This is a genomic window from Corynebacterium sp. HMSC063A05, assembly GCF_001809695.1.
Classification (GTDB): Bacteria; Actinomycetota; Actinomycetes; order Mycobacteriales; family Mycobacteriaceae; genus Corynebacterium; species Corynebacterium amycolatum.
The window spans coordinates 160,465-181,421 of sequence record NZ_KV798510.1 but is presented as its reverse complement, the minus strand read 5'-3'; the positions used below and the strand labels follow the sequence as shown (position 1 = coordinate 181,421).

Below are 20,957 nucleotides of genomic sequence, written 5' to 3'. Positions count from 1 at the left end.
GGCCTGAAGTGGGGGTCGCACCGGGGGTCTAGGTGACCCGATCATGCTCGCGGCAAATTACCTTTGTGCCTTAGCCAGAACTTCCTTCACGAAGTCCGCAACCACCAGCCGTGAGACCTTGAAATCAATTACGGCAACGGAAGCCTCATCGGAGTTGGAAACGTCATGGAAATAAGCGTCGAGCTGGGCAAAGTCTTCAGGTTTGCCGACACTGAAACCGTGAGCGCCATAGGCGCGCCCGACTGCGGCGAAGTCGTAGTCGGCAATCTCCATGGACGAGGTGTCCAACCCGACATCGCCAAACTGGTGCAGCTCCGCGCCGTAGGCAGCATCGTTAATGAACACCACACAACCGCCACGACCACGCCGCAGCTGCTCGATCGCCGCAGGTAAATCCGCAATACCCATCGTGCCGCCACCGTCACCGGCGACTAGCACACAATAGTCCTCGGGCCGTGCCGCCGCGAGGCCGACAAGCGAGCCCATGCCCAAACCAATTGACTGAATTGCCGTGCCCACAATCACTTGCTGCTGCGGACCAGGTACATCGAGATACTTCGGAACCCATCCCAGGAAATGGCCACCGTCAGTACACACAGCGCGCTCATTGGGCAGGATACGATTTAGATACTGCAGGCACGCCCGCGGATCCAACCGGCCATCCGCGCACGTCAGCGACTCGACCTGCGCTGTCGTCGGCAGTGCCTTCAACTCCGCACGCCATGTGCTTGACGACGATCCCAGCGTCTCACCCATTGCGCTATCTTTGGCTGTCTGCGCCCGAGATTCCAGGGGCTTCTCCAGCTGCTCTGCCAGGACGGGCAGAAGTTCCTCCAACTTAGCCAATAGCGGTGTCACCGATGGCTGAGCGGCGGGATGGGGCTCGTCTACAACCTGGATAATTTTCGCGTCCGGTGCAAACATGTTGCCGCCACGGTTTTGGAAAGCGTTGAAGCTTGCTCCCAGGAACAGTACCATATCGGCCTGTCGAGCTAGTTCTACCTGCCACGTATGCGCAAAACCGCCCACGGTGCCGATCTGCCACGGGCTGGAAAGCACATGACGAGCCATCGCTGAGTGCATAAACAGTGCCCCTACACTGTCCCCGATGCGGCGGACTAGCTCGGCGGTATCGGAGAGTAGCACACCTCTACCAGCAATAATGAGAGGGCGACGGGCAGCCTGCAGTTCCTCTGCCAGCGACGTGACAGTTGACTCTAACCATTCTGGTCTGCTGGTGTGTAGATGCTCCTGGTTAGCTGACTGTGTTTCAGACGCAGATGTCGTTATCTGTGCTTCTTGGAGGTCATAGGGGAGCAGCAGCACGACAGGCTGCCGAGAGCTCAGTGCGTGCTGGACTGCAAAGTTTGCGTCGTCAAGCGCGGACTCGGGAGTAACAGTGCGATGGCAGACGTCGAGGGCGTCGAGGAGCGCCGCCTGATTGAGGTCAAAGGGGCGGGGGCGTTCCGGGTGCGTGCCGACGACAAAAATAAGCGGGATACGGGCTACGCGAGCCTCCGCCAGAGTGGTTAGCGCATTGGTGAATCCTGCGCCACAAGTGGCGGTCGCGATAGCAAGCCCTCCGCCTGCGCGGTGGAAGGCATCGGCGGCCCCGACAGCAGCCGATTCGTGTCGGACGGAGGAGTAGCCGAATCCCGATTCAGTAAGGGCTGACGTGAAGTGGGAGTTCGCATTGCCGATGAGACCGAAGCAGTGGTCGCAGTGCTGGGCCAGTGTGTCGGCCAGCGCCCGCGAGACCGTTGTGGTCTTTTGGGAACCTTCCCGCGGGGAAGACGCGGGCGCGTGGGGCATAGGACGGCTATTAACTCGAGTGAAACTCATGTGAACAATTGTGAGGTAACCACGGGGGTAATAACAGCCCTATAGCCCAAGATAATGCCGTTTGCCCTTAAAAAAGAGGGCACTATTCCACATCGCTGCTGCGCGGATGGGGGGCGTTGAGCTAGATCGGCTTTAAGCCACGTTGTCGTCGATGAACTTCTTCACCACATCGACATCATTCGGTAGCTCGGTGACGCGGCGCGGGGCATTCATGATGTCCGCGAAACGCTCCGGGCAGTCCGGCTTGCGTCCAGTGGCCTCCAGGATTGTCTCGGAGAACTTCACCGGCAGGGCGGTCTCCAGGCAGACAATTGGGGTGGATACCTGGTCTACCAGGCCGCGGGCGACGTGGATGCCGTCAGCGGTGTGCGGATCGACCATGACCTCCAGGCGCTCCCAGCAGTCCTTGATGGTCTCGACGCGGTCAGCGTGGGTGGAGCGACCGGAGAGGAAACCGTACTGGGCAGAAGCCTCCGGGAAAACCGGATCAGCAGTAAGAGAGAAGCCACCCTCCTTGACCTTGACACCAAAGAGGTCTGCAGTGCGCTCAGCATCGCGCCCCAGCAGATCGAAGATGAAACGCTCGAAGTTAGACGCGCGGGAGATATCCATCGATGGGGAAGAGGTCGCCTGTGTCTCCGCCGCGCTGCGCACGCGGTAGGCGCCCGAGTGGAAGAACTCATCCAGGACATCGTTTTCATTGGTAGCCACAATCAGGCGGTCAATTGGCACACCCATCTGACGTGCAATATGACCAGCGCAGATATCACCGAAGTTGCCGGTCGGCACACTGAAGCTGACCTTCTGCGAGTTATCGGCCTCAGCACCGTTGCCGCCAGTGACACGAATCCACGAGGAGACGTAGTACACAATCTGAGCCATCAGGCGAGCCCAGTTGATGGAGTTGACTGCGCCAATGTGGCGGCTGGCCTTGTAATCCAAGTCGCCGGAGACAGCCTTAACGATGTCCTGGCAATCATCGAAGACACCGTCGAGGGCGATGTTGTGAATGTTGGCATCCTGCAGACCAAACATCTGAGCCTGCTGGAAAGCGGTCATTCGACCAGCCGGCGTTAGCATGAACACGCTGATTCCCTCACGGCCATGCATTGCGTACTCGGCCGAGGAACCCGTGTCACCAGAGGTGGCGCCGAGGATATTCAGGGTCTCGCCACGACGAGCCAGCTCATACTCGAAGAACTCACCGAGCAGCTGCATCGCCATATCCTTGAATGCCGCTGTGGGGCCCATGGACAAGTGACCGATGTAGAGCTGATCTTCCAGCTTCGTCACCGGCACAATATCCGGATCGGAGAACTTCGGGTAGGTGTACGCCCGTGCACAGATACCGCGCAAATCCTCCAGCGGAATGTCGTCCACAAAAAGGCTGACGACCTCTGCAGCCAAGGCTGCGTAACCGTCGTCGACAAGCACGGAGCGCCAACGCGTCAAAGTGGCATCGTCAACCTGTGGGTACTCGACCGGCAGGTAGAGACCGCCGTCGTTAGCGAGACCTCCCAGGAGAATGTCTGAGAACTTGTGCGGCGTGCGCTCTGGGTCGCGAGTCGAAATGAAGTCCAAGGCGGGCCCCTTACATGTATGCCAACACCCGCCGCATCGGCCTATAAGAAGGCCTTGTGAAAGATTGCGGCGGGGTTGACCGATGGGTGTTTTCTTTAATTTTTACATATGTACTGAAGCCAGTCAGGCCTCGGCTGCGGAAGATGCGGAATTGGCCACTTCCGCGTCGAAGCTGAGCTCTTCGGAACGGTCGACGACATCATCCTTGGCGAAGCGGTTAACGATCATGGCAATTGCGCCGTCACCAGTGACATTGCATGCGGTACCGAAGGAGTCGATGGCGATGTAGGCGGCAATCATCAAAGCGACCTGCTCCTGATCGAAGCCGAGCATGGACTGCAGCACACCGACCGCGGCCATAATTGCGCCACCCGGAACGCCCGGAGCCGCAATCATGGTGATACCCAAAGTGAGAATGAAGCCGATGGCCATACCCGGCGAAACCGGCTTGTCCGCCATGAACATCACCGCAAACGCGAACAGGATGATCTTCATCATCGAACCGGCCAGGTGAATGGTCGCGCACAGCGGCACGGTAAAGCCAGCGACCTTCTCCGAGACACCATTCTTCAGCGCGGCCTTGTAAGTCACCGGAATGGTAGCGGCCGAGGACGAGGTGCCGAGCGCGGTGGCGTAGGCCGGCAGCATGTTCTTCAGGGATTGCCACGGGCTGCGGCCAGCGATGGCACCCGCGATGGAGAACTGGATTGCCAACAGAAGCACGGTGCCGATGACTGCCAGAACGAGCACCTTGAAGAACATCGACAGCGTCGTGGTCAGGTTGCCGTTCATGCCCATAGACAGGAACATGCCGAAGATGTAAACCGGCAGCAGCGGGATGATAAACGCCGAGATGATCTTCATAATCACATCGCGCAGCTGTGTCGCACCGCGGTAGAGCGAGTCCGACTTCACGGTGGTCATCGCCACACCGACCGTGAAAGCCAGCAGCAGGGCGGTCATGACGTCAAACGGCGGTGGCATCTCTACATTGAAGAAGCTCTCCAGCGCGCCCTCATCAATATCCACCGATGCACCGGCCTGATCAGCGCCGAGCAGCCAAGGGTAGAGCCCCTGGGTAGCGGCGTAGGCCAATAGGCCCAAAAACACCGTCGAGCCGTAGGCAATAGCAGTGGTAATACCCAACCACTTTCCGGCACCACGGCCCAGGCTGGCAATCGCCGGCGTGATGAGGGCAAAAATCAGCACCGGGATAAAGAAGCCCAGAAAGTTACCAAAGAGGCCATTGAAAGTGACAAAAATTCGAGCCAGCCATTCCGGGAAGAAAAAGCTGCAGACAATGCCCAGAATAATCGCGACAATAACGCGGAATAGGAGCGTTTGCGTAAAACGCATTCGGGTACTCATAGTCAATCCTTGTTCGGATGGAATTTACTTCTCTAGCGTGCGGTATTTACGTTAAGCAACGCAAATGACCGGGTGTGGTTTTACGCCTTTTCGGCTACCTCTTCTGTAACGGCCTCGTCGGCAAGCACACTCGCCGGGCGATTTGCGCGCTGCTTTCGCGTGACGACGTCAATTGCGTAACCAATCACCACCGCTGCCAGAGTCGGCAGGAACCATCCGAACTCGATGGTCTGACCAGGCACGAGACTAAGGAAGTCCGCCAAAGCAGAACCACCGACACCCAAACCGGAGAGTACTGAGATACCCGACCAGATGGTGGCAACCCAGACGCCCAGGCGGTAGGTGTAATACAGCTTGAAGGAGTAGGAAATGACTGGGTCGAGAAGTGTCAGTGCAATCAGCGTGATTGCCGGCGGGTAAATAAAGGTGATAATCGGCGCGGCAATCGCCAGTACCTGAGACAGCCCCTGTGTTGCCATTACGAAGGACATAACCGTGAAGACAATCGCCCAGGCCTTGTAACTGATACCCGGAAGCAGCAGATTGAAGAACTCACTGGTTGCGGCAATCAGACCGACGGCCGTGGTCATGCATGCCAGCAGAACGATGAGACCGAAGACAATCTGACCGCCCTGACCCATGGCCTGTTTGGAAGCCTCTGCGAGGATGCCCGAGCCGTTATCGAAGGAGGCAGCATTCGGCAGCACCTGGCCGACATAGCCCAATCCCAAGTAGATGATGGCCAGCAAAATGCCGGCGAACAGGCCTGAGATCATTGTGCCGCGAACCATACGCTTGCCCTCTGGGACACCGCTGACGCGGAGGGCAGAAATGACAATGATGCCGAATGCAAGGCCGGCGATGGAGTCCATGGTGAGGTAGCCCTCGACTAGGCCGGAGGCAAATGGGGTAGAGGAGTACTTTTCAATTGGCGCAGCCGGAGCGGCATCGAATTTGAATGCCGACATTCCAACCAATACAACCAAGAGAATCAGCAGAGCCGGGGTGAGAATCTTGCCCAGTTTGGACACAATTTCATTCGGATTCCACGCCAATGCCAACGCGATACCGAAGAAAACAAAGTAGAAGGACGCAGCGGCGGCCAGCGAATCACTGCCGAAAATCGGCTGGACACCGGTTTCGTACGACACGGCACCGGTACGCGGCAGAGCGTAGAAAGCACCGATGGAAAGGTATGCGATTACCGGGAAGCCCAGGGAAAAGATGCGGCCCGCGCGGAACGCTAGGTCACGTAAATTGCTGCCTGAAATGGCGATCGCAATGATGGCCAGAACTGGCAACGCCACACCGGTGAGCAGGAAGCCGGTGATTGAGGGGCCAAAGTTGGTACCGGAATCCACTCCGAGCTTCGGCGGGAAGATGAGGTTGCCCGCGCCGAAGAACATCGAAAACAGCATGAGCGCTGTAACAACGATTATGGAAGCGAAAGACTTCGGGGACTCCACTCCGCTCGACTTGGTCATGAGAATTGTGTTCTTTCTAAATTAGTGTCGCCCATAAGGTCAAGGGCGATGCTGCATGCTGCTGTGGCGACGCCGTTGTTGCTGGTGCTGCGGTAGCGCAAACGCCCGTTACAGCAGCGCAATTGCAGTTCGTGTGCCCATGTAGATGACAGGCCACGATGCCGAAAACTGACACTTTAATGTGAAATTGTGAATTGTCACGGGCTGGGTGGAGCCTGTTGCGTGAATTAAGTTGTGGCTTGTATGAGCCGTCTTTATTTGAACTATTAAGGGGCTTCGACGGCGTTGGTGGTGCCGACGAAGGCACTCTATTTATCTTAATGGGGCGTTCGAGAGAGGGAAAATCAAGAAAACTCCCAGAAAGTTCGCTGCTCGTGATCGTTCGATGCGCCAATAAAGAAAGAGCCTGGCACACACTTTTACGCTGACCGTGTGTGCGCCAGGCTCAGTAATAATTCCGTCGCTCTACAGCAGATCCTTCACCTTCGGATCCACCAGCGCGGTCACTGCGGCCTTCGCATCGGCCGCAGTCTCGGCATCGACAGCGTACGCTGCCATCTGCTGGCAGGTAGCGCGGTCGTGGAGGCGGAGAGCGGCGCGGACGGCCGGTACCTTCTTGGAAGCCATGGACAGCGAGCTCACGCCGAGACCCACCAGGACCAGTGCCAGCAGCGGGTCACCGCCGGCTTCACCGCAGACACTAATGGGCTTGCCGGTAGCATTGCCGCCCTTGCATGCGGACTTAATCATTTGCAGTACCGCTGGTTGCCACGGGGAAAGCAGATCCGCCAGAGCCCCCTGCATGCGGTCGGCCGCCATAGTGTACTGCGACAAGTCGTTAGTACCAATGGAGGCAAAGTCCACAATGGACAGCAGCTGCTTCGCGCGAATTGCTGCTGCGGGGACCTCAATCATGATGCCGACCTTCGGCAGGCCACGCTCACGCGCCCTGTCCGCAAACCACTTTGTTTCTTCGACCGTTGCTATCATCGGAGCCATAACCCGCAGGTCAGCCTTACGGCCGGTGGCATCAAACGCAGCGGCGAGTGCATCCAGCTGCGTATCCAGCAAATCTTCCCGAGCCTGCGACAGGCGCAGTCCGCGGCGACCCAGCGCCGGGTTTTCTTCCTCGCCTAGGTCGGCAAAGCTCAGCGGCTTATCCGCACCCGCATCCAGTGTGCGCACAACCACGCGTCGCTCACCGAATGCCTTCAGCACACGAGTGTAGGTTTCCGTTTGTTCTTCCAAACTCGGAGCCTTGTCGCGGTCGAGGAAAAGGAACTCAGTACGGAACAGGCCGGTGCCCTCATTATCCTGCGCTGCTGCAGACTCACCATCTTCCGCCGTACCAATGTTGGCCAGCAGATTCACAGGGTAACCATCAGCGGTTTTGCCTGCGCCCACAGACTGCGCCAGGGCGGCTTCCCGGCGACGAGCGCGCTCTTCCAACTCGGCGACCTCATCGGCGGTCGGATTCGCAATCACCTCACCGGCACCACCGTCAATGGCGACAAAGGTACCGGCCTCAAGTTCTATGACGCCCTTCGCCTTAACGACGGCCGGAATGCCCAGCTGAGCTGCGAGGATAGCCGTGTGGCTGGTCGGCCCGCCACCAGCGGTGGCGATGCCTACGACCAACTCGGGATCAAGCCCCACGGTTTCGGCGGGCGCGAGATCGTCGGCAAGCAGAATAGTGGGGGTGGAGACATCCGGGACGCCCGGCTTTGGCAGGCCACGCAGCTCGCAAATTGTGCGGTCGCGAACATCGTAGAGGTCGGTGACACGTTCAGCCATGTAGCCGCCGAGGCTTGAGAGGAGCTGCGCGTAGTCTTCAACGGCATCGTGAACTGCCTGGGTGACGCCGGAGCCCGCCTTGAGTTTCTTTACCACAGCCTTGGCGAGTGCCCTATCGGAAGCCAGTTGCGCAGTGGCCTCCAGAATCGGACGCGCCTGCGGGCTGGAATGCTCAGCCTGCTTCTTCAGCGACTCTGCGACGTTGGCCATCGCTGCGCGGACGCGCTCACCATCGGCGACAGGGTCGGTCGACGACGGCTCTTGGGTATCAACTCCCGGAGCGGGGAGTACCTTTACTACTTCAGCGCTGGCCGTACCGGTCGAGACACCGATGCCATAGATGACAGTGTGCTGCTCGTTCATTGCTTCCGATCTCCTTTTCGGGACCTCTGCGGGGAGACCCGTCGGTCGTGGTGTGCCGTGGTGTTATCCAGGAGTGTTGTAGCTGGGCTTACTCGGCATCCAGGTCGCGCTCGAGCATGGCAGCGAGCTCGTCCAGAGCTGCAGCTGCGGAGTCGTCCTCACAGCTCAGCGTGACTTCATCACCGTGCTTAGCGCCGAGGGTCATGACCTCCAGGATCGAAGCGGCATCGGCCTCTTCGTCATCGAGGGAAATGACAATGTCGTAGTCGTACTCAGCAGCAGCCTGAGTGAACAGGGAAGCCGGGCGAGCGTGCAGGCCTACGGAGGAACCGATGGTAGCGGTACGAGTAATCATGGTTGAATCCTTTCGGGTCGAGTGTGTGGAATTCTCTGACTCAGGCACAGGGCCTGTACACCCCACCGCGGGTGCGCCGCCCGCTGGTGCTTGCTTAGCATCAACGTCGCGCATGCTCCGGGAAACCCCGGAGGCGGTGGGAGATACAGCCGCTGCCTGCACAATGCGTGCAATGTGCAGGGTGAGGTAGGAAATTTCGTCTTCCGTTAGCCCCGACCCCAGACGCAGTTCAATGACTGCGGATATGCGCTGTGCGCAACGATATGCCTCTGGGGAAGAGTCACGGATGGCCTGGCCAATAGCGGAGGAGTGGTCTTTCAACTGCTCATGCTTGGCAATCCGGACGAACAGGTAGCGCAGGTGCGTGATGAAGCGTCCCACATTGACAGTCTCTGGCTCCAGCGTGATGTCAAAATCACTTTCAATGATTGTGAGCAGCTGCTGCAGCACGCCCGTCATGGTGTAGGTGAAGCTCAAATCGCCTGTAGAAAAACCAGCATTGACCAGGTGTAACGTAATTGCCACCGATTCTGAGCGGGGCAATGGCGCTATACGACGGTCATTGAGAGCGCGATTGATATGCGACAAAATGGCCTGCGCCTGCGCGTACTCTTCACTATAAAGTTGGCTGACTTCCGCGAGCAGCGGGTAATCAGCTCGCTGCCCGTTAGCTGCCCTCATGATGGCGAAACCAATGTGATCGGCCAACGCCACAAGAAGGGAAGCGTTCTTTGTCATTGATTCCGGCAGACCGGCCGCGGTTACCGCATCGGTCACAAGAGTGATGTGGGCCAACGGAATCTCTGTGAGCATCGTGGCAATATGGTCCGGATCGCGGCCTTCCGCTGGGACAAAGATTCGAACAACTTTGCTCGAATCAACCGACTGCCCCGGGCGGGCCTTGAAGCCAATGCCGCGGCCGGTGATGATTTTCTCGCCGGCCGCGTCCTTGGCCAGGACCACGTTGTTATTGAATACTCTTAAGATTTCCATGTCGGTAACCGTGAACTCCTCCATAAGTTGAGGGATTTCAGGCCGGTATGCCTTCTAGAAATCAATTATGGCTGAACTTCGATGACCGTGTCGCCGGCGTGGACGGAGATGCCGGCGACCGGGGAAACCTTGGTCAGCTTCTTGGTATTGGTGATGGTCATCAGTGTCGTGGTTGGGTAACCAGCTTCCTTGACCTTGTCGAAATCGACTTCGGCAAGAACATCGCCGGCCTGGACGTGCTGCTTCTTGGAAACCTGGACATCGAAGCCCTCACCGGCCATCTTGACCGTGTCAATACCGACGTGGACGAGTACCTCCACACCGTCATCGGTCTTAATGCCGAAGGCGTGACCGGTCTTGGCCACGGTCATCAACGTGCCCGATACGGGGGCGACCACGGTGGAACTGGTCGGCTTGATTCCGACACCGTCACCGAGAGCACCGGAGGCAAAGACCGCGTCGCCGGCATCGGCAAGGTTGACAACCTCACCGGCAACTGGGGCCTGTACTTGTACAGGCTTGGTAGCAACGGCCGTTGCGGCACCACCGACGCCAGCTGCTGCGGCAGCCGGTGCGACAGCCTCGGTGTTGGTACCAGGGTCACCGGAAGCCTCCGCCGGAGTGGAATCGGAGCCACTGGAGGCAGCGTGTGGGGTGTCGTCGCGGGGCTCGTCGTCAAGCTCTGCAGCGCGTGCGGCCTCGGCCTCTGCCTTCTGCTCTGGTGTGCGGTAGTCGGTGAGGATGATTGCGAACATGGCGACGAAGAATGCCACGGCGATGGAGATGGCGTAGACCCACATCGGCTTGAACACGACGGTGGTCAGCAGCGAGGTGAAGACGAACGCGTTGGTCTGGACGCCCTCGTACGGAGCGGAAAGAATGGCGATGGTCAGACCACCGGCGAAACAGCCGAGCAGCATGCGCGGGTAGATCCGCTTGAAGCGTAGGTGAATACCGTAGAGGGACGGCTCGGAGATACCACCGAAGAGACCAGCGGCGAGTGCACCGGTTGCCGTCTGGCGCATCTGAGTGTCGCGGTCGCGCATGGAAAGAACCAGCACACCGGCGGTTGCGCCGAAGCAGGCGAAGTTCCAGGTGCCCATTGGGCCTTGGATGAAGTCGTAGCCGAGCGTCTGGATATTGACCAGCATCAGCGCATTCAGTGGCCAGTGCAGGCCCAGCGGCACCAGGAACGGGTAGAGCATCGGGATCAGAATTGCGAACACGAACGGTGCGTGCGAGTTCATCCATGCCAGTCCTGCGCCGATACCGTTACCCAGCCAGATGCCCAATGGGCCAATGAGGAAGGCGGTCAGCGGAATCATGATCAGCATGGAGATAAACGGTACGAAGACCATCTGGACGTTTTCCGGGAAGACCTTCTTCAAGTTGTGGTAAACCACAGCCAGGATCGCGACCATAATCAGCGGTACGAAGACCTGTCCACCATAGTCGTTGAGCTGCATCGGCAGACCAAAAATGTTGGCGGTGAAAGCCTCAGTGCCCAGCGATTCGTTGACTTCCCGGACAGTGTCGGGGAAGCGCTCAGTATCGCTCAGGCTCATAAACTCCGGCGTCATCAGTGCAGCCATAATGGCTGCACCTAGCCATGGATCCACCCGTAGTTTCTTCGCCGCATTGTAGGCGACCATGATTGGCAGGAAGTAGAAGACGCTGCGCCACATGGCATCAACAAAGATCCAAGTAGCGGACTTATCATCGGCGCGGAAATCAACGACTCCGAATGCGTCGAGTACAGCCGCAATCGCGATGATTAGCGAGGCTCCCAGAAGCACGCCCAGAATCGGGCGGAAGGAATCGGAGAGATACTCGAAGAAGTTGTCCAGCCACGCGTACTTGCCGCGTGCCTTTGAACGGGCCTCTGCCTTTACATCTGCGTCGGATTTAGTGGCGACCGCGCCGGCGCCCTTCATTTCCGGTAGGTGCTTAATTGCCGTGTACATCGATTCGACGCCACCGCCACAGATGACCTGGTAGCGATTGTCGCCCTGGTGAACGACGCCGAGTACGCCCGGCACGTTGTCAATCTTGTCCTCGTTGATCTTGGAGACATCACCGAGTTCAAAACGCAGACGCGTCGCACAGTGCGTCATGCTTGTGATGTTTCCGGGTCCACCGAGGTTTTCAACTATTGCCCTCGCGCTGGAATCTTTTGACGACCCCATCGTGACCTTCCTTCGCGGTAAACAGGGCCGTTAAACGCAAAAAAGACCCGAGACACCACAAACTGTGGGCCTCAGGTCTTGCCTCAAAAGAGTAACAACCCTGGGTTGATATCTATTGATTTCGACCCTACTCCGTTTTACATAGTTTTGGCAAGGTAGTAATTCAAGCCCAAATTTTACATTTGGGGACAGCCCGGATTTCCTGTGGACAACCGCATGCAACTTCCTTCGCGGTCAACACGGAAGTCGTAAGGTGGCAGCTATGAGGATTGGAGTTTTAGGTGTAGGAGCAGTGGGCGGCTGGTTTGGCGGTCGCCTCGTGCAAGCGGGCTATGATGTTGTCTTTCTCGCCCGCGGTAAGACCCTGACACGTATTCGTGAGGCGGGGCTCACGCTTATCGACGAGCACGGGGAACGCAGCACTATCCCCGTTAAGGCAGCCGACAACTGGGACGAACTCACTGCCGATGGCATCGGCGTCGATGTTGTGTTTGCGGCAACCAAGGCGCTGCCGGGCAATGATCCTTTCCCACAAGTTCCGGCTGGAGCTGCGGTAGTGACCACCCATAACTCGGTGGAAATCCCTTATTTGGCAGCGGGGCGGTTCGGTGAGGACAAGGTGTTCCCGGGTGTTATCCGCGGTTTCTTTATTCACACTGGCCCTGCGGAAGTCACCTTCCGCCCAGGACCGATGAGCCTGAACATCGGCACATTCGATGGCTCCACTAATGACCTGGTCGGGGAAGTTATCGAGGCATTGCACACGGCTGGGCTCGGTGGCGAACAGCTCCCGGATATCTGGGGCGATATCTGGGCAAAGGCGATGTTCGTGGCTAACCTCGGTGCACTAGGTGCCCTGGCTGATAGTCCGATTGGTTACTTGCGTTCGGAAATGCGCGACAGCTTGACGCGGATGTTTGAAGAAACTGAAGCAGTTGGTAGAGCCTGCGGTGTCGCGCTGCCAGAGGACATCGTGTCGCGGACCTTGGCCTTTACTGATGCTCAGGGGTACGACAACACCTCGTCGATGCAGCGTGACTACACCGCGGGGCTTGCCAATGAGCTCGATGCCCAGATTGGCGCAATCCGCAGGATGGGGCAGAAGGTGTCAGTGGAAACACCGACACTCGATCTGGTGTTTGGCGCTCTGGTTGGGCGTCAACAGAACCACGAGGATTAACAGCTGCGACGTGCAGTTAAATCAAACCGGAATTGGGGGATTGGAAAGACTGATGAAAATTGGATCGGACTACACGGAAAACAATGGGCTCATCATCGGTGAGGATGAATTGGCTCGACCGGCGTGGGCGGCTCACAGCGAGCTGCTGAGAGAATATTACGATACCGAGTGGGGGATGCCGGTGCGTGATGAGCAAGGACTATTCGAACGGCTCAGCCTGGAAGTATTTCAGGCAGGACTGTCGTGGGAGACAGTTCTGAAGAAGCGGCCCGCGTTTCAGCAAGCCTTTGCGAACTTTGACCCCGATGCGGTTGCTGATTTCGATGACGAAGATGTCGAAAGATTGATGAATGATGAACGGATCATTCGGAATCGCAGGAAGATAACCGCAGTAATCAATAACGCCGAGGCGACTATTGCTCTGCGTGAGCACGGCGGCTTAGCCGAGCTGATGTGGTCGTTTAAACCGGAGAAGTCTCCGGAGCCACGTTCAATCGAAGAGGTTCCCAGCTTCTCCGAGGAGTCCAAGGCGCTTGCCAAGGCATTGAAGAAAGCCGGTTTTAAGTTCGTAGGCCCCACCACGGTCTTTGCATCAATGGCTGCCGTGGGGATTGTCGATATCAACATTGTTGGCGCACATCGGCGCGGTGCATCTGGCGTTTTTGACTAGGCGAGGGGGAAACTAGGTGAGTGGGGAATGTGACTAGCTAGGGAAAGAAAATGAGCGTGCCACCCGGCACGCTCAAAATCTTTCGGTTCGTGTAGAACTACTTGTTCTCGTAAGAGTCGGAGTAGTTCTGGCCGTCCTCAGAGGTCCACTTCATGGTGTCCTTAGTGAACGGCTGCTCCCAGCCGTTTTCAATCTCGGACTCCGGAGCGGTCGGCAGACCAATCTCGTTTTCCAGTGCACCGTTGGCGACCCAAGTCTCGCGAATCTTACCAATCAGTGGCTGTGCACCGTTGGTCTCCGGGGACTCAACGAAGGTGACATTCTCGTATTCAGCGGCAACTGCGTCGCCGGCCTTCTTAGCGGACTTGAACTCGCCAGCTTCAGTACCGTACGGGGAGGTGAAGGAAGAAGCTGCCTCGGTGATGGACCCAGGCAGGTCAGATTCTGCCACATCCTCGCCAGCAGCGTCGCCCAGACCCAGACCGTTCATAGCCTCGTTAGCCTTGTCCTTAGCGCCGTCAGCAGCGTCGCCGGCCTTGTCCTTAGCGCCGTCCATAGCGTCGCCAGCCTTATCAGTGGCGTCGGTTGCTACCTGGCCAGCCTGATCCTTGGCGTTGTTAGCAGCATCCTGTGCATCATCGGAAGAACATGCAGCCAGGCCGCCGAGAAGAGCGGCGGAGCCGACGATTGCGGTAGCGATACGGGTCATCTTCTTGTTCTGCATTTCAAACCACTTTCTTGAGAGCTAACTAAGTTACCTATTCAATTATTGGCATGTTCCACTATTTGCCCGATATTAAATTCAAAGAGAAAACGACAATTCTTTCGAATATCAGGCATTGGAAGATGGTGTGGCTTCAAAGCCCTACAGAAAGAACACTAGGTAATTCTGAGGCTTGTGCAAGTCAAACTGCGTGAATCTGTGTACTTTATGCACTATTTGTTACCGAATTTACGTGATTGCGAAATTGGAATAGTGCTGGTGAGGGCGTTGCGAGTAACGGAAAGGTATCAATCTTATTAAGCTTGATGTTTATTGCTTATTTTCTTTCCCCGTGGGGTTGGAGCTGCGGGCATCGTCGTCAAGCGTGTACTTGCCATCTGGCAGGACGAACCATGCCAAAAGGTAAAGAGCTAGGAATCCAGCGCCAATCTTCCAGCCAAGCATCGATCCAACGCAGGGGAGGATGATATAGACCATTCGCGTGAAAGTGATATCCCAACCTTGGCTTTCCGCAATTCCTGCGAGGACGCCACCGAGGAGGCGGTCATTACGCGAGCGGTAAATTTTCTTGGTGGATCTTTCGGGAGCGGCGTCGCTCATTAGATAAATACTCCGAGGTATGGATATTTAGGTATTTCCGGTTGATTGCGCTTATACGTAAGTTTCCTTCGGCATGATAATCCATGCTGCAATGTAGAGAAGAAACTGCGGGCCCGGCATCAGGAAAGACGCGACAAATATAACGCGCAGCAAAGTCGCATCCCAGTTGAAATACTCAGCGAACCCACCGAGCACACCGGCAACCATTTTGTTATTGGTGGAACGGGTCAGTGACTTGTTGTTCATACTTATCAAGGGTAGCCCTAATCCGTTTAGTTCGCAGTGGTGCTAGCTCTACTAAAAGTTCACTAAATGTTCCGACTAAAACAGCATGCCCCAGCTAAAAACACCGCTGCCCCAAGACGGTTAGGTGGGGTAGCGGTGTGGGCGTCGTCAAGCGAGTTTTACTGGGCGAGTGCTAGCAGTCGTAGTAGAGCTCGAACTCCTGCGTTGTCGGGCGCAGACGTGCCGGCATAATCTCGTGCTCGAACTTGTAGCGGATGTGCGCGTCGATGAGGTCCTTTGTGAAGACGTCACCGGCGAGCAGGAACTCGTGGTCCTCCTCCAGTGCGTTGAGGGCACCCTCCAGCGAATGCGGGACGGTGGGAACATCCTTGAGTGTCTCTGGCGGCAGCTCGTAGAGGTCCTTGTCAATCGGCTTGCCCGGCTCGATGCGGTTCTTGATGCCGTCGAGACCAGCCATCATTACGGCGGTGAAAGCCAAGTACGGGTTGCCCGACGGGTCCGGAGCGCGGAACTCGATGCGCTTGGCCTTCGGGTTTGCGCCGGTAATCGGGATGCGGATGGCAGCCGAGCGGTTCTCCTGGCTGTAGACCAAGTTGACGGGGGCCTCGAATCCCGGAACCAGACGGTGGTAGCTGTTCATCGTCGGGTTGGTGAAAGCCAGGACTGCGCCGGCGTGCTTCAGGATGCCGCCAATGTAGTAGCGCGCCATGTCCGACAGGCCACCGTAACCGTTTTCATCGTGGAACAGCGGCTTACCATCCTTCCACAGCGACTGGTGGATGTGCATACCAGAGCCGCCATCGCCAGCCAACGGCTTCGGCATGAAGGTAGCGGACTTCTGGTTGAACTTGGCGGTGTTCTTCACCACGTACTTGAAAGTCTGCATGTCATCGGCGGCGTGCAGCAGAGTATTGAAACGGTAGTTAATCTCCTGCTGGCCACCCGAGCCCATCTCGTGGTGAGAGCGCTCAACATGGAAGCCAACATCCTGCAGGTGCTCACCGATTTCGTCACGAAGATCCTGCATATGGTCATACGGAGCAGTAGGGAAGTAGCCACCCTTGGTGCGTACCTTGTGGCCAAGGTTGCGCGATCCGTCCGGGTTTACCTTCACACCGGAGTTCCACCAGCCCTCAACCGAGTCCACCTCGTGGAATGACTTGTTCGAAGTGGCGTCGTATCGGACGGAGTCGAAGATGTAGAACTCTGCCTCAGCGCCGAAATTACAGGTATCGGCGAAGCCCAGTTCGTTCAGGTAGTTCTCGGCCTTACGAGCAATATTGCGCGGGTCGCGGCTAAACGGCTCGCGGGTGTGCGGGTCGTGGACGAAGAACTTCATGTTCAGCGTCTTCGACTTGCGGAACGGGTCGATGAAAGCCGTGTCCAGGTCGGGCAGCAGCATCATGTCGGAGTTATCCACCGAGGTGTAACCCGCAATGGACGATCCGTCGAAGGCGAGGCCCTCATAGGCTGAGTCCTCATCAAACTCGGATACCGGAACGGTCAGGTGCTGTTCGATGCCGGGAACGTCGGTGAACTGGACGTCTACCCAGCGAATGTCATTGTCCCGGATGAATCGTTGGATCCCTTCCGGAGTTGTCTGGTCACTGCTGGGTCTGAACTTACCCATTGGTAAAACTCGCCTACTTCGCGTCTAGCTTGTTGAGCTTGTTGGTCGTCTTGTCGAACTTGCTGGTCACTATGAAATTGTGCGGCTTGTTTGTGCGTGGGGTGGAGCGTTGAGGTGGCGCTCGACCTCATGGTTAATCGAGCCCACACAGTCCGCGTCAGCTACTTCAGCAGTGGAACATCCCACAGGTTCAGCTTGGTGCCGATGCCCTTTGTCAGGGCGTTGTCGTAGACATCGGTGGCCCAGGCGACGTCCTCGACTGGCATGCCTCCGATGGAGTAGCAGAAGATTTCCTCGTCGTTCTGGCGTCCCGGAGCCTTACCGGAGGCGATATCGCCAATGTTGACAAGCTTCTCGGCGGGAAGAGTGCCCTCTTCCTTCATGTCCCACCAGCGGTTACCCGGAATACCGAGCAAGCGCTCATAGGTCACGTCTGGGCCGTTTTCGTTGAACCACTCTTCGTACAGGCCGGTGTAGTCAACGACGAGGTTGCAGTCGTCGGAACGCACGAAGTCGTCGTCGAGGCGTGCAGCGGCCGGCATGAGCAGCAGCGCGCCGGGCTTCAAGCACTCCTTCTTGAAGTACGGGAAACCGGACGGACCATCGGAGGAAGTCGAGGTGCCGGCGATAAGGATGTCGGAGTCGCGGATGGCCTCTTCTTCGGTCTCGACGATACGGACCTCTTCAAGCTGCGGGAACTCGTTCTTGATCCAATCGACAGCCTTCTGAGTCGAAGCCTGGGAACGGCCCTTGACCTTGACCTCCTTAATGCTCGGACGCTGCGACATAGCAGAGCCGAGAATGGTGCGGCTCATAACACCCGGGCCAATGATGCCAACGACCTCGGCATCTTCGACGGCCAGGTGCTTGACTCCGACACCCGGGACAGCGCCAGTGCGGTATGCCGAAAGGAGGTTTGCCGACATGACAGCCTTTGGTGCACCCGTAACTGCATCGTTGAGAATGAACAGGTGGATCGAACGTGGCAGGTCCTTCTGGCGGTTATCGGCATTGGAGCCGTACTACTTCACGCCTGCGCCATTGAAGCGACCACCGAATCCACCCTTGGTAGCCGCCCCCGCATTCGTCCCTCGCGTTCTCCCTAGCGCCACCCTCGCACTTATGGCCAATTTTCTGGCACCTATCGATGATTTTCCTTCACTTGTCGACGATTTTTCGTCACTTCTCGACAACTGTCCGGCTCTTATGCGCACGGTGTTCTCCCCACCCTGTCACTTGTCGATACGCTGTTCACATATGGCCACGCTATAGCGCATCGACAAGTGAATATTGCATCGATAAGACCGGGGAGGAGAGTGCGCGACTCTACTCGTGCAGGAGGTGCGGCCCTTTTGTGGTGGTATATGGTCCTGTTCAGGGAAGTGGCCCGGAATCGCGCACAAATTCGTGCTCACATATGCGCGCGTATGCGGGCCCAGGCACCCGCAGCCAGCATGGCCGCAACGAAAAACCGCCTGGCCACATTAACTGTGGTCAGGCGGCATCTAACAAGCTCATTGGGCGGCCATGAGGAGCAATGGGTGCTGCTCGCTGTGGTCGTCGTGAAGCGAAAACTCTAGCAGTCGTAGTACATTTCGTATTCCTGCGGAGTCGGGCGAAGGCGAACCGGCTCGATCTCGTTTTCGTACTTGTAGTCGATGTAGGTCTGGATGAGGTCCTCGGTGAAGACATCGCCCTCGAGCAGGAACTCGTGGTCGTTGCGCAGAGCCTCGAGCGCGGCCTCGAGAGAGGTTGGAGCCTGCGGGATGTCGGCGGCTTCCTCCGGCGGGAGCTCGTAAAGGTCCTTGTCGACCGGAGCGTGCGGCTCGATGCGGTTCTTCACGCCGTCCAGTCCGGCCATCATCATGGCGGCGAAACCAAGATACGGGTTGCCCGACGGATCCGGGGCGCGGAACTCGATGCGCTTTGCCTTCGGGTTGGAGCCAGTGATCGGAATGCGAACAGCGGCAGAGCGATTGCGCTGCGAGTAGACCAGGTTAATCGGAGCCTCGAAGCCCTTGACCAGGCGGTGGTAGGAGTTCAGGGTCGGGTTGGTGAAGGCCAGTACCGCACCTGCGTGGTGCAGGATGCCGCCGATGTACCAGCGAGCAATGTCCGACAGGCCTGCGTAACCGGCCTCATCGTGGAACAGCGGCTTGCCGTCCTTCCATAGCGACTGGTGAGCGTGCATGCCCGAGCCGTTGTCGCCAGCCAGCGGCTTCGGCATAAAGGTGACGGACTTGCCCTCTTCCCAGGCGGTGTTCTTGATGATGTACTTGAAGGTCTGCAGGTCGTCTGCAGCGTGCAACATCGTGTTGAACTTGTAGTTGATCTCCTGCTGGCCACCAGTGCCGACCTCGTGGTGGGCGCGCTCCAGGTCGAAGCCGGCATCAGCGAGCTTCAGGCACATCTTGTCGCGCAGGTCCTGGTAGTGGTCGTACGGAGCGGTAGGGAAGTAGCCGCCCTTCAGGCGAGTCTTGTAACCCAGGTTTACAGAGCCGTCCAGGTTCTGGTCCTTACCGCGGTTCCACCAACCTTCGATGGAATCAACTTCGTAGAAGCCGCGGTTGGTGTCGGTCTCGAACTTGACGTTGTCGAAGATGTAAAACTCCGCCTCGGCGCCGAAGAAGCAGGTGTCGGCGATGCCGGTGGAGATGAGGTATTCCTCCGCCTTCTTGGCGACGTTACGCGGGTCGCGGGAGAACGGCTCGAGGGTAAACGGATCGTGGACGAAGAATTTGACGTTCAGGGTCTTCGCCTTGCGGAACGGGTCAATGCGCGCCGTGCTCAGGTCGGGCAGCAGAGCCATGTCGGACTCGTCGATGGAAGTGAAACCACGAATCGAGGAACCGTCGAATGCCAGGCCTTCGGCCATCGCGTCCTCGTCAAATGCGGATGCCGGGATGGTGAAGTGCTGCTCGATGCCGGGAACATCCGTGAAGCGGACGTCTACGAACTCGACGCCCTCTTCCTTGATATATGCGACTACTTCCTCGGGAGTTTTGAAGGACATGTGCGGTCTCCTTAGTTGGCCTTGTTTAGTACACAGCAGGGAATTCTTGCACGATGTTTCGTGCACCTGCCGCGCTGTCAAGGACTGGCCGGTTGACGCCTTTAAGCTTAACGAACCACGCATTCATTCTGGAATTAGAACCACGAATTTCTGACATGGCGCGTGAGGAATTCACCAATACGGAATGGGTTACGCAAATAGGGAGCGGGTTATCTGTTTGTGGAAACTCGGCAATACCCTGCGCATTCGCGTCACACATGCTTTACGACGAGCCTTTAGCTCCCATGCTGATAAGAAAATGGAAAAGGCGACGCAACATCGCCCCCCCCGGATTACCCCCGCGTAGGCTGAGTGGCTGTCCCAGCCCGTGATTTGATAGCCGGATTACTGCATTAGACTATGAATCCATGGAAGAAAAGCACAGTTGGCTAGATGGCCCTCAGATTCCGGGAGAGTTCGATAATCCGGACAAACTCTCGGACTATCCCGGCCAGGCGTTGGGTCTTGCCCCCGATGGCCCAGGCTCGCAAGCGACGCTGATGCGTCGCGTCGGCGGCATTCTCATTGACTGGATCATTTCCCTGATGATTGCCGGCGCTTTTTCGATGTTCTTCGGCCCGAGCGAGGAGCAAATTGACCAGTTCGGAGATTCGTTTATCGCCTGGCAGTCATTCCTTGCGACCTATACGCCAGTTGTCTTCCTCATTATTGGCACGGTGTCGGTTTGGCTGTTCGCCCGCACTCCGGGGCAGTGGATGATGAAGATGGGCGTCGCTCGCGTGGACAAGCCCGGCGAGCGAGTCGGCTTTGTTCGTGCCTTCTTCCGCAGCTTGCTTACTCTTTTCTTACTGCCGCCAGCAATCACCGACTCGGATATGCGCGGCATGCACGACCGCGCCACTGGCACGGCAGTTATTTTGGGGTAGCG

At 57.5% G+C, this 20,957-nt stretch carries 15 protein-coding genes and 2 pseudogenes; 3 read left to right on the top strand and 14 right to left on the bottom strand.

What is annotated here, in order from left to right:
* Positions 1 to 57: 57 nt before the first annotated feature.
* The 8 genes and pseudogenes from HMPREF2651_RS09550 to HMPREF2651_RS09520 all read right to left on the bottom strand — a co-directional run bounded on the left by HMPREF2651_RS09550 (position 58) and on the right by HMPREF2651_RS09520 (position 11,966).
* Positions 58 to 1,842: a thiamine pyrophosphate-binding protein gene (locus HMPREF2651_RS09550; RefSeq protein ID WP_239663072.1), complete on the bottom strand. Its 1,785-nt coding sequence runs from the start codon at positions 1,840 to 1,842 to the stop codon at positions 58 to 60.
* A 132-nt stretch (positions 1,843 to 1,974) separates the two neighbouring features.
* On the bottom strand, positions 1,975 to 3,423 hold the full coding sequence (gene thrC / locus HMPREF2651_RS09545) for a threonine synthase (protein WP_070586038.1): 1,449 nt from the start codon (positions 3,421 to 3,423) through the stop codon (positions 1,975 to 1,977).
* Between the two features lie 123 nt (positions 3,424 to 3,546).
* Positions 3,547 to 4,791: a dicarboxylate/amino acid:cation symporter gene (locus tag HMPREF2651_RS09540; RefSeq protein WP_070586037.1), complete on the bottom strand. Its 1,245-nt coding sequence runs from the start codon at positions 4,789 to 4,791 to the stop codon at positions 3,547 to 3,549.
* 80 nt (positions 4,792 to 4,871) lie between these two features.
* Entirely contained in the window at positions 4,872 to 6,275 is a 1,404-nt protein-coding gene (brnQ, locus tag HMPREF2651_RS09535) for a branched-chain amino acid transport system II carrier protein (protein WP_038625928.1), read from the bottom strand.
* 465 nt (positions 6,276 to 6,740) lie between these two features.
* Positions 6,741 to 8,432, bottom strand: coding sequence for a phosphoenolpyruvate--protein phosphotransferase (gene ptsP / locus HMPREF2651_RS09530; RefSeq protein ID WP_049181598.1), 1,692 nt, complete (start codon positions 8,430 to 8,432; stop codon positions 6,741 to 6,743).
* 88 nt (positions 8,433 to 8,520) lie between these two features.
* Positions 8,521 to 8,787 (bottom strand): HPr family phosphocarrier protein, encoded by a 267-nt coding sequence (locus HMPREF2651_RS11150; RefSeq protein ID WP_224433282.1) that lies wholly within the window; start codon positions 8,785 to 8,787, stop codon positions 8,521 to 8,523.
* A 177-nt stretch (positions 8,788 to 8,964) separates the two neighbouring features.
* A pseudogene (locus HMPREF2651_RS11145) lies at positions 8,965 to 9,780 on the bottom strand (PRD domain-containing protein); the annotation flags it as partial.
* 65 nt (positions 9,781 to 9,845) lie between these two features.
* A complete protein-coding gene (locus tag HMPREF2651_RS09520) occupies positions 9,846 to 11,966 on the bottom strand; it encodes a glucose PTS transporter subunit IIA (RefSeq protein WP_038625924.1) in 2,121 nt (706 codons plus the stop codon).
* Between the two features lie 262 nt (positions 11,967 to 12,228).
* On the opposite strand from HMPREF2651_RS09520, the gene HMPREF2651_RS09515 reads away from it, so the two are divergent.
* Both HMPREF2651_RS09515 and HMPREF2651_RS09510 read left to right on the top strand, forming a co-directional pair.
* On the top strand, positions 12,229 to 13,146 hold the full coding sequence (locus HMPREF2651_RS09515; protein ID WP_049181623.1) for a 2-dehydropantoate 2-reductase: 918 nt from the start codon (positions 12,229 to 12,231) through the stop codon (positions 13,144 to 13,146).
* A 52-nt stretch (positions 13,147 to 13,198) separates the two neighbouring features.
* Entirely contained in the window at positions 13,199 to 13,816 is a 618-nt protein-coding gene (locus tag HMPREF2651_RS09510) for a DNA-3-methyladenine glycosylase I (RefSeq protein ID WP_049181595.1), read from the top strand.
* A gap of 97 nt (positions 13,817 to 13,913) precedes the next feature.
* On the opposite strand, the gene HMPREF2651_RS09505 is transcribed toward HMPREF2651_RS09510, so the two are convergent.
* The 6 genes and pseudogenes from HMPREF2651_RS09505 to glnA (HMPREF2651_RS09475) all read right to left on the bottom strand — a co-directional run bounded on the left by HMPREF2651_RS09505 (position 13,914) and on the right by glnA (HMPREF2651_RS09475) (position 20,029).
* Complete coding sequence (locus HMPREF2651_RS09505) at positions 13,914 to 14,540, bottom strand: hypothetical protein (RefSeq protein WP_049181593.1); 627 nt, start codon at positions 14,538 to 14,540, stop codon at positions 13,914 to 13,916.
* A 309-nt stretch (positions 14,541 to 14,849) separates the two neighbouring features.
* Positions 14,850 to 15,140, bottom strand: coding sequence for a PspC domain-containing protein (locus HMPREF2651_RS09500; RefSeq protein WP_049181591.1), 291 nt, complete (start codon positions 15,138 to 15,140; stop codon positions 14,850 to 14,852).
* A 51-nt stretch (positions 15,141 to 15,191) separates the two neighbouring features.
* Positions 15,192 to 15,386 (bottom strand): PspC domain-containing protein, encoded by a 195-nt coding sequence (locus HMPREF2651_RS09495; protein WP_038625912.1) that lies wholly within the window; start codon positions 15,384 to 15,386, stop codon positions 15,192 to 15,194.
* 172 nt (positions 15,387 to 15,558) lie between these two features.
* Entirely contained in the window at positions 15,559 to 17,016 is a 1,458-nt protein-coding gene (glnA, locus tag HMPREF2651_RS09490; RefSeq protein ID WP_038625910.1) for a type I glutamate--ammonia ligase, read from the bottom strand.
* Positions 17,017 to 17,177: 161 nt separating this feature from the next.
* Positions 17,178 to 18,071, bottom strand: a pseudogene (locus HMPREF2651_RS09485) (tyramine oxidase subunit B); the annotation flags it as partial.
* Positions 18,072 to 18,592: 521 nt separating this feature from the next.
* Positions 18,593 to 20,029 (bottom strand): type I glutamate--ammonia ligase, encoded by a 1,437-nt coding sequence (gene glnA / locus HMPREF2651_RS09475; protein ID WP_049181590.1) that lies wholly within the window; start codon positions 20,027 to 20,029, stop codon positions 18,593 to 18,595.
* 407 nt (positions 20,030 to 20,436) lie between these two features.
* On the opposite strand from glnA (HMPREF2651_RS09475), the gene HMPREF2651_RS09470 reads away from it, so the two are divergent.
* Complete coding sequence (locus tag HMPREF2651_RS09470) at positions 20,437 to 20,955, top strand: RDD family protein (RefSeq protein ID WP_038625896.1); 519 nt, start codon at positions 20,437 to 20,439, stop codon at positions 20,953 to 20,955.
* The last annotated feature ends 2 nt before the right edge of the window (positions 20,956 to 20,957 follow it).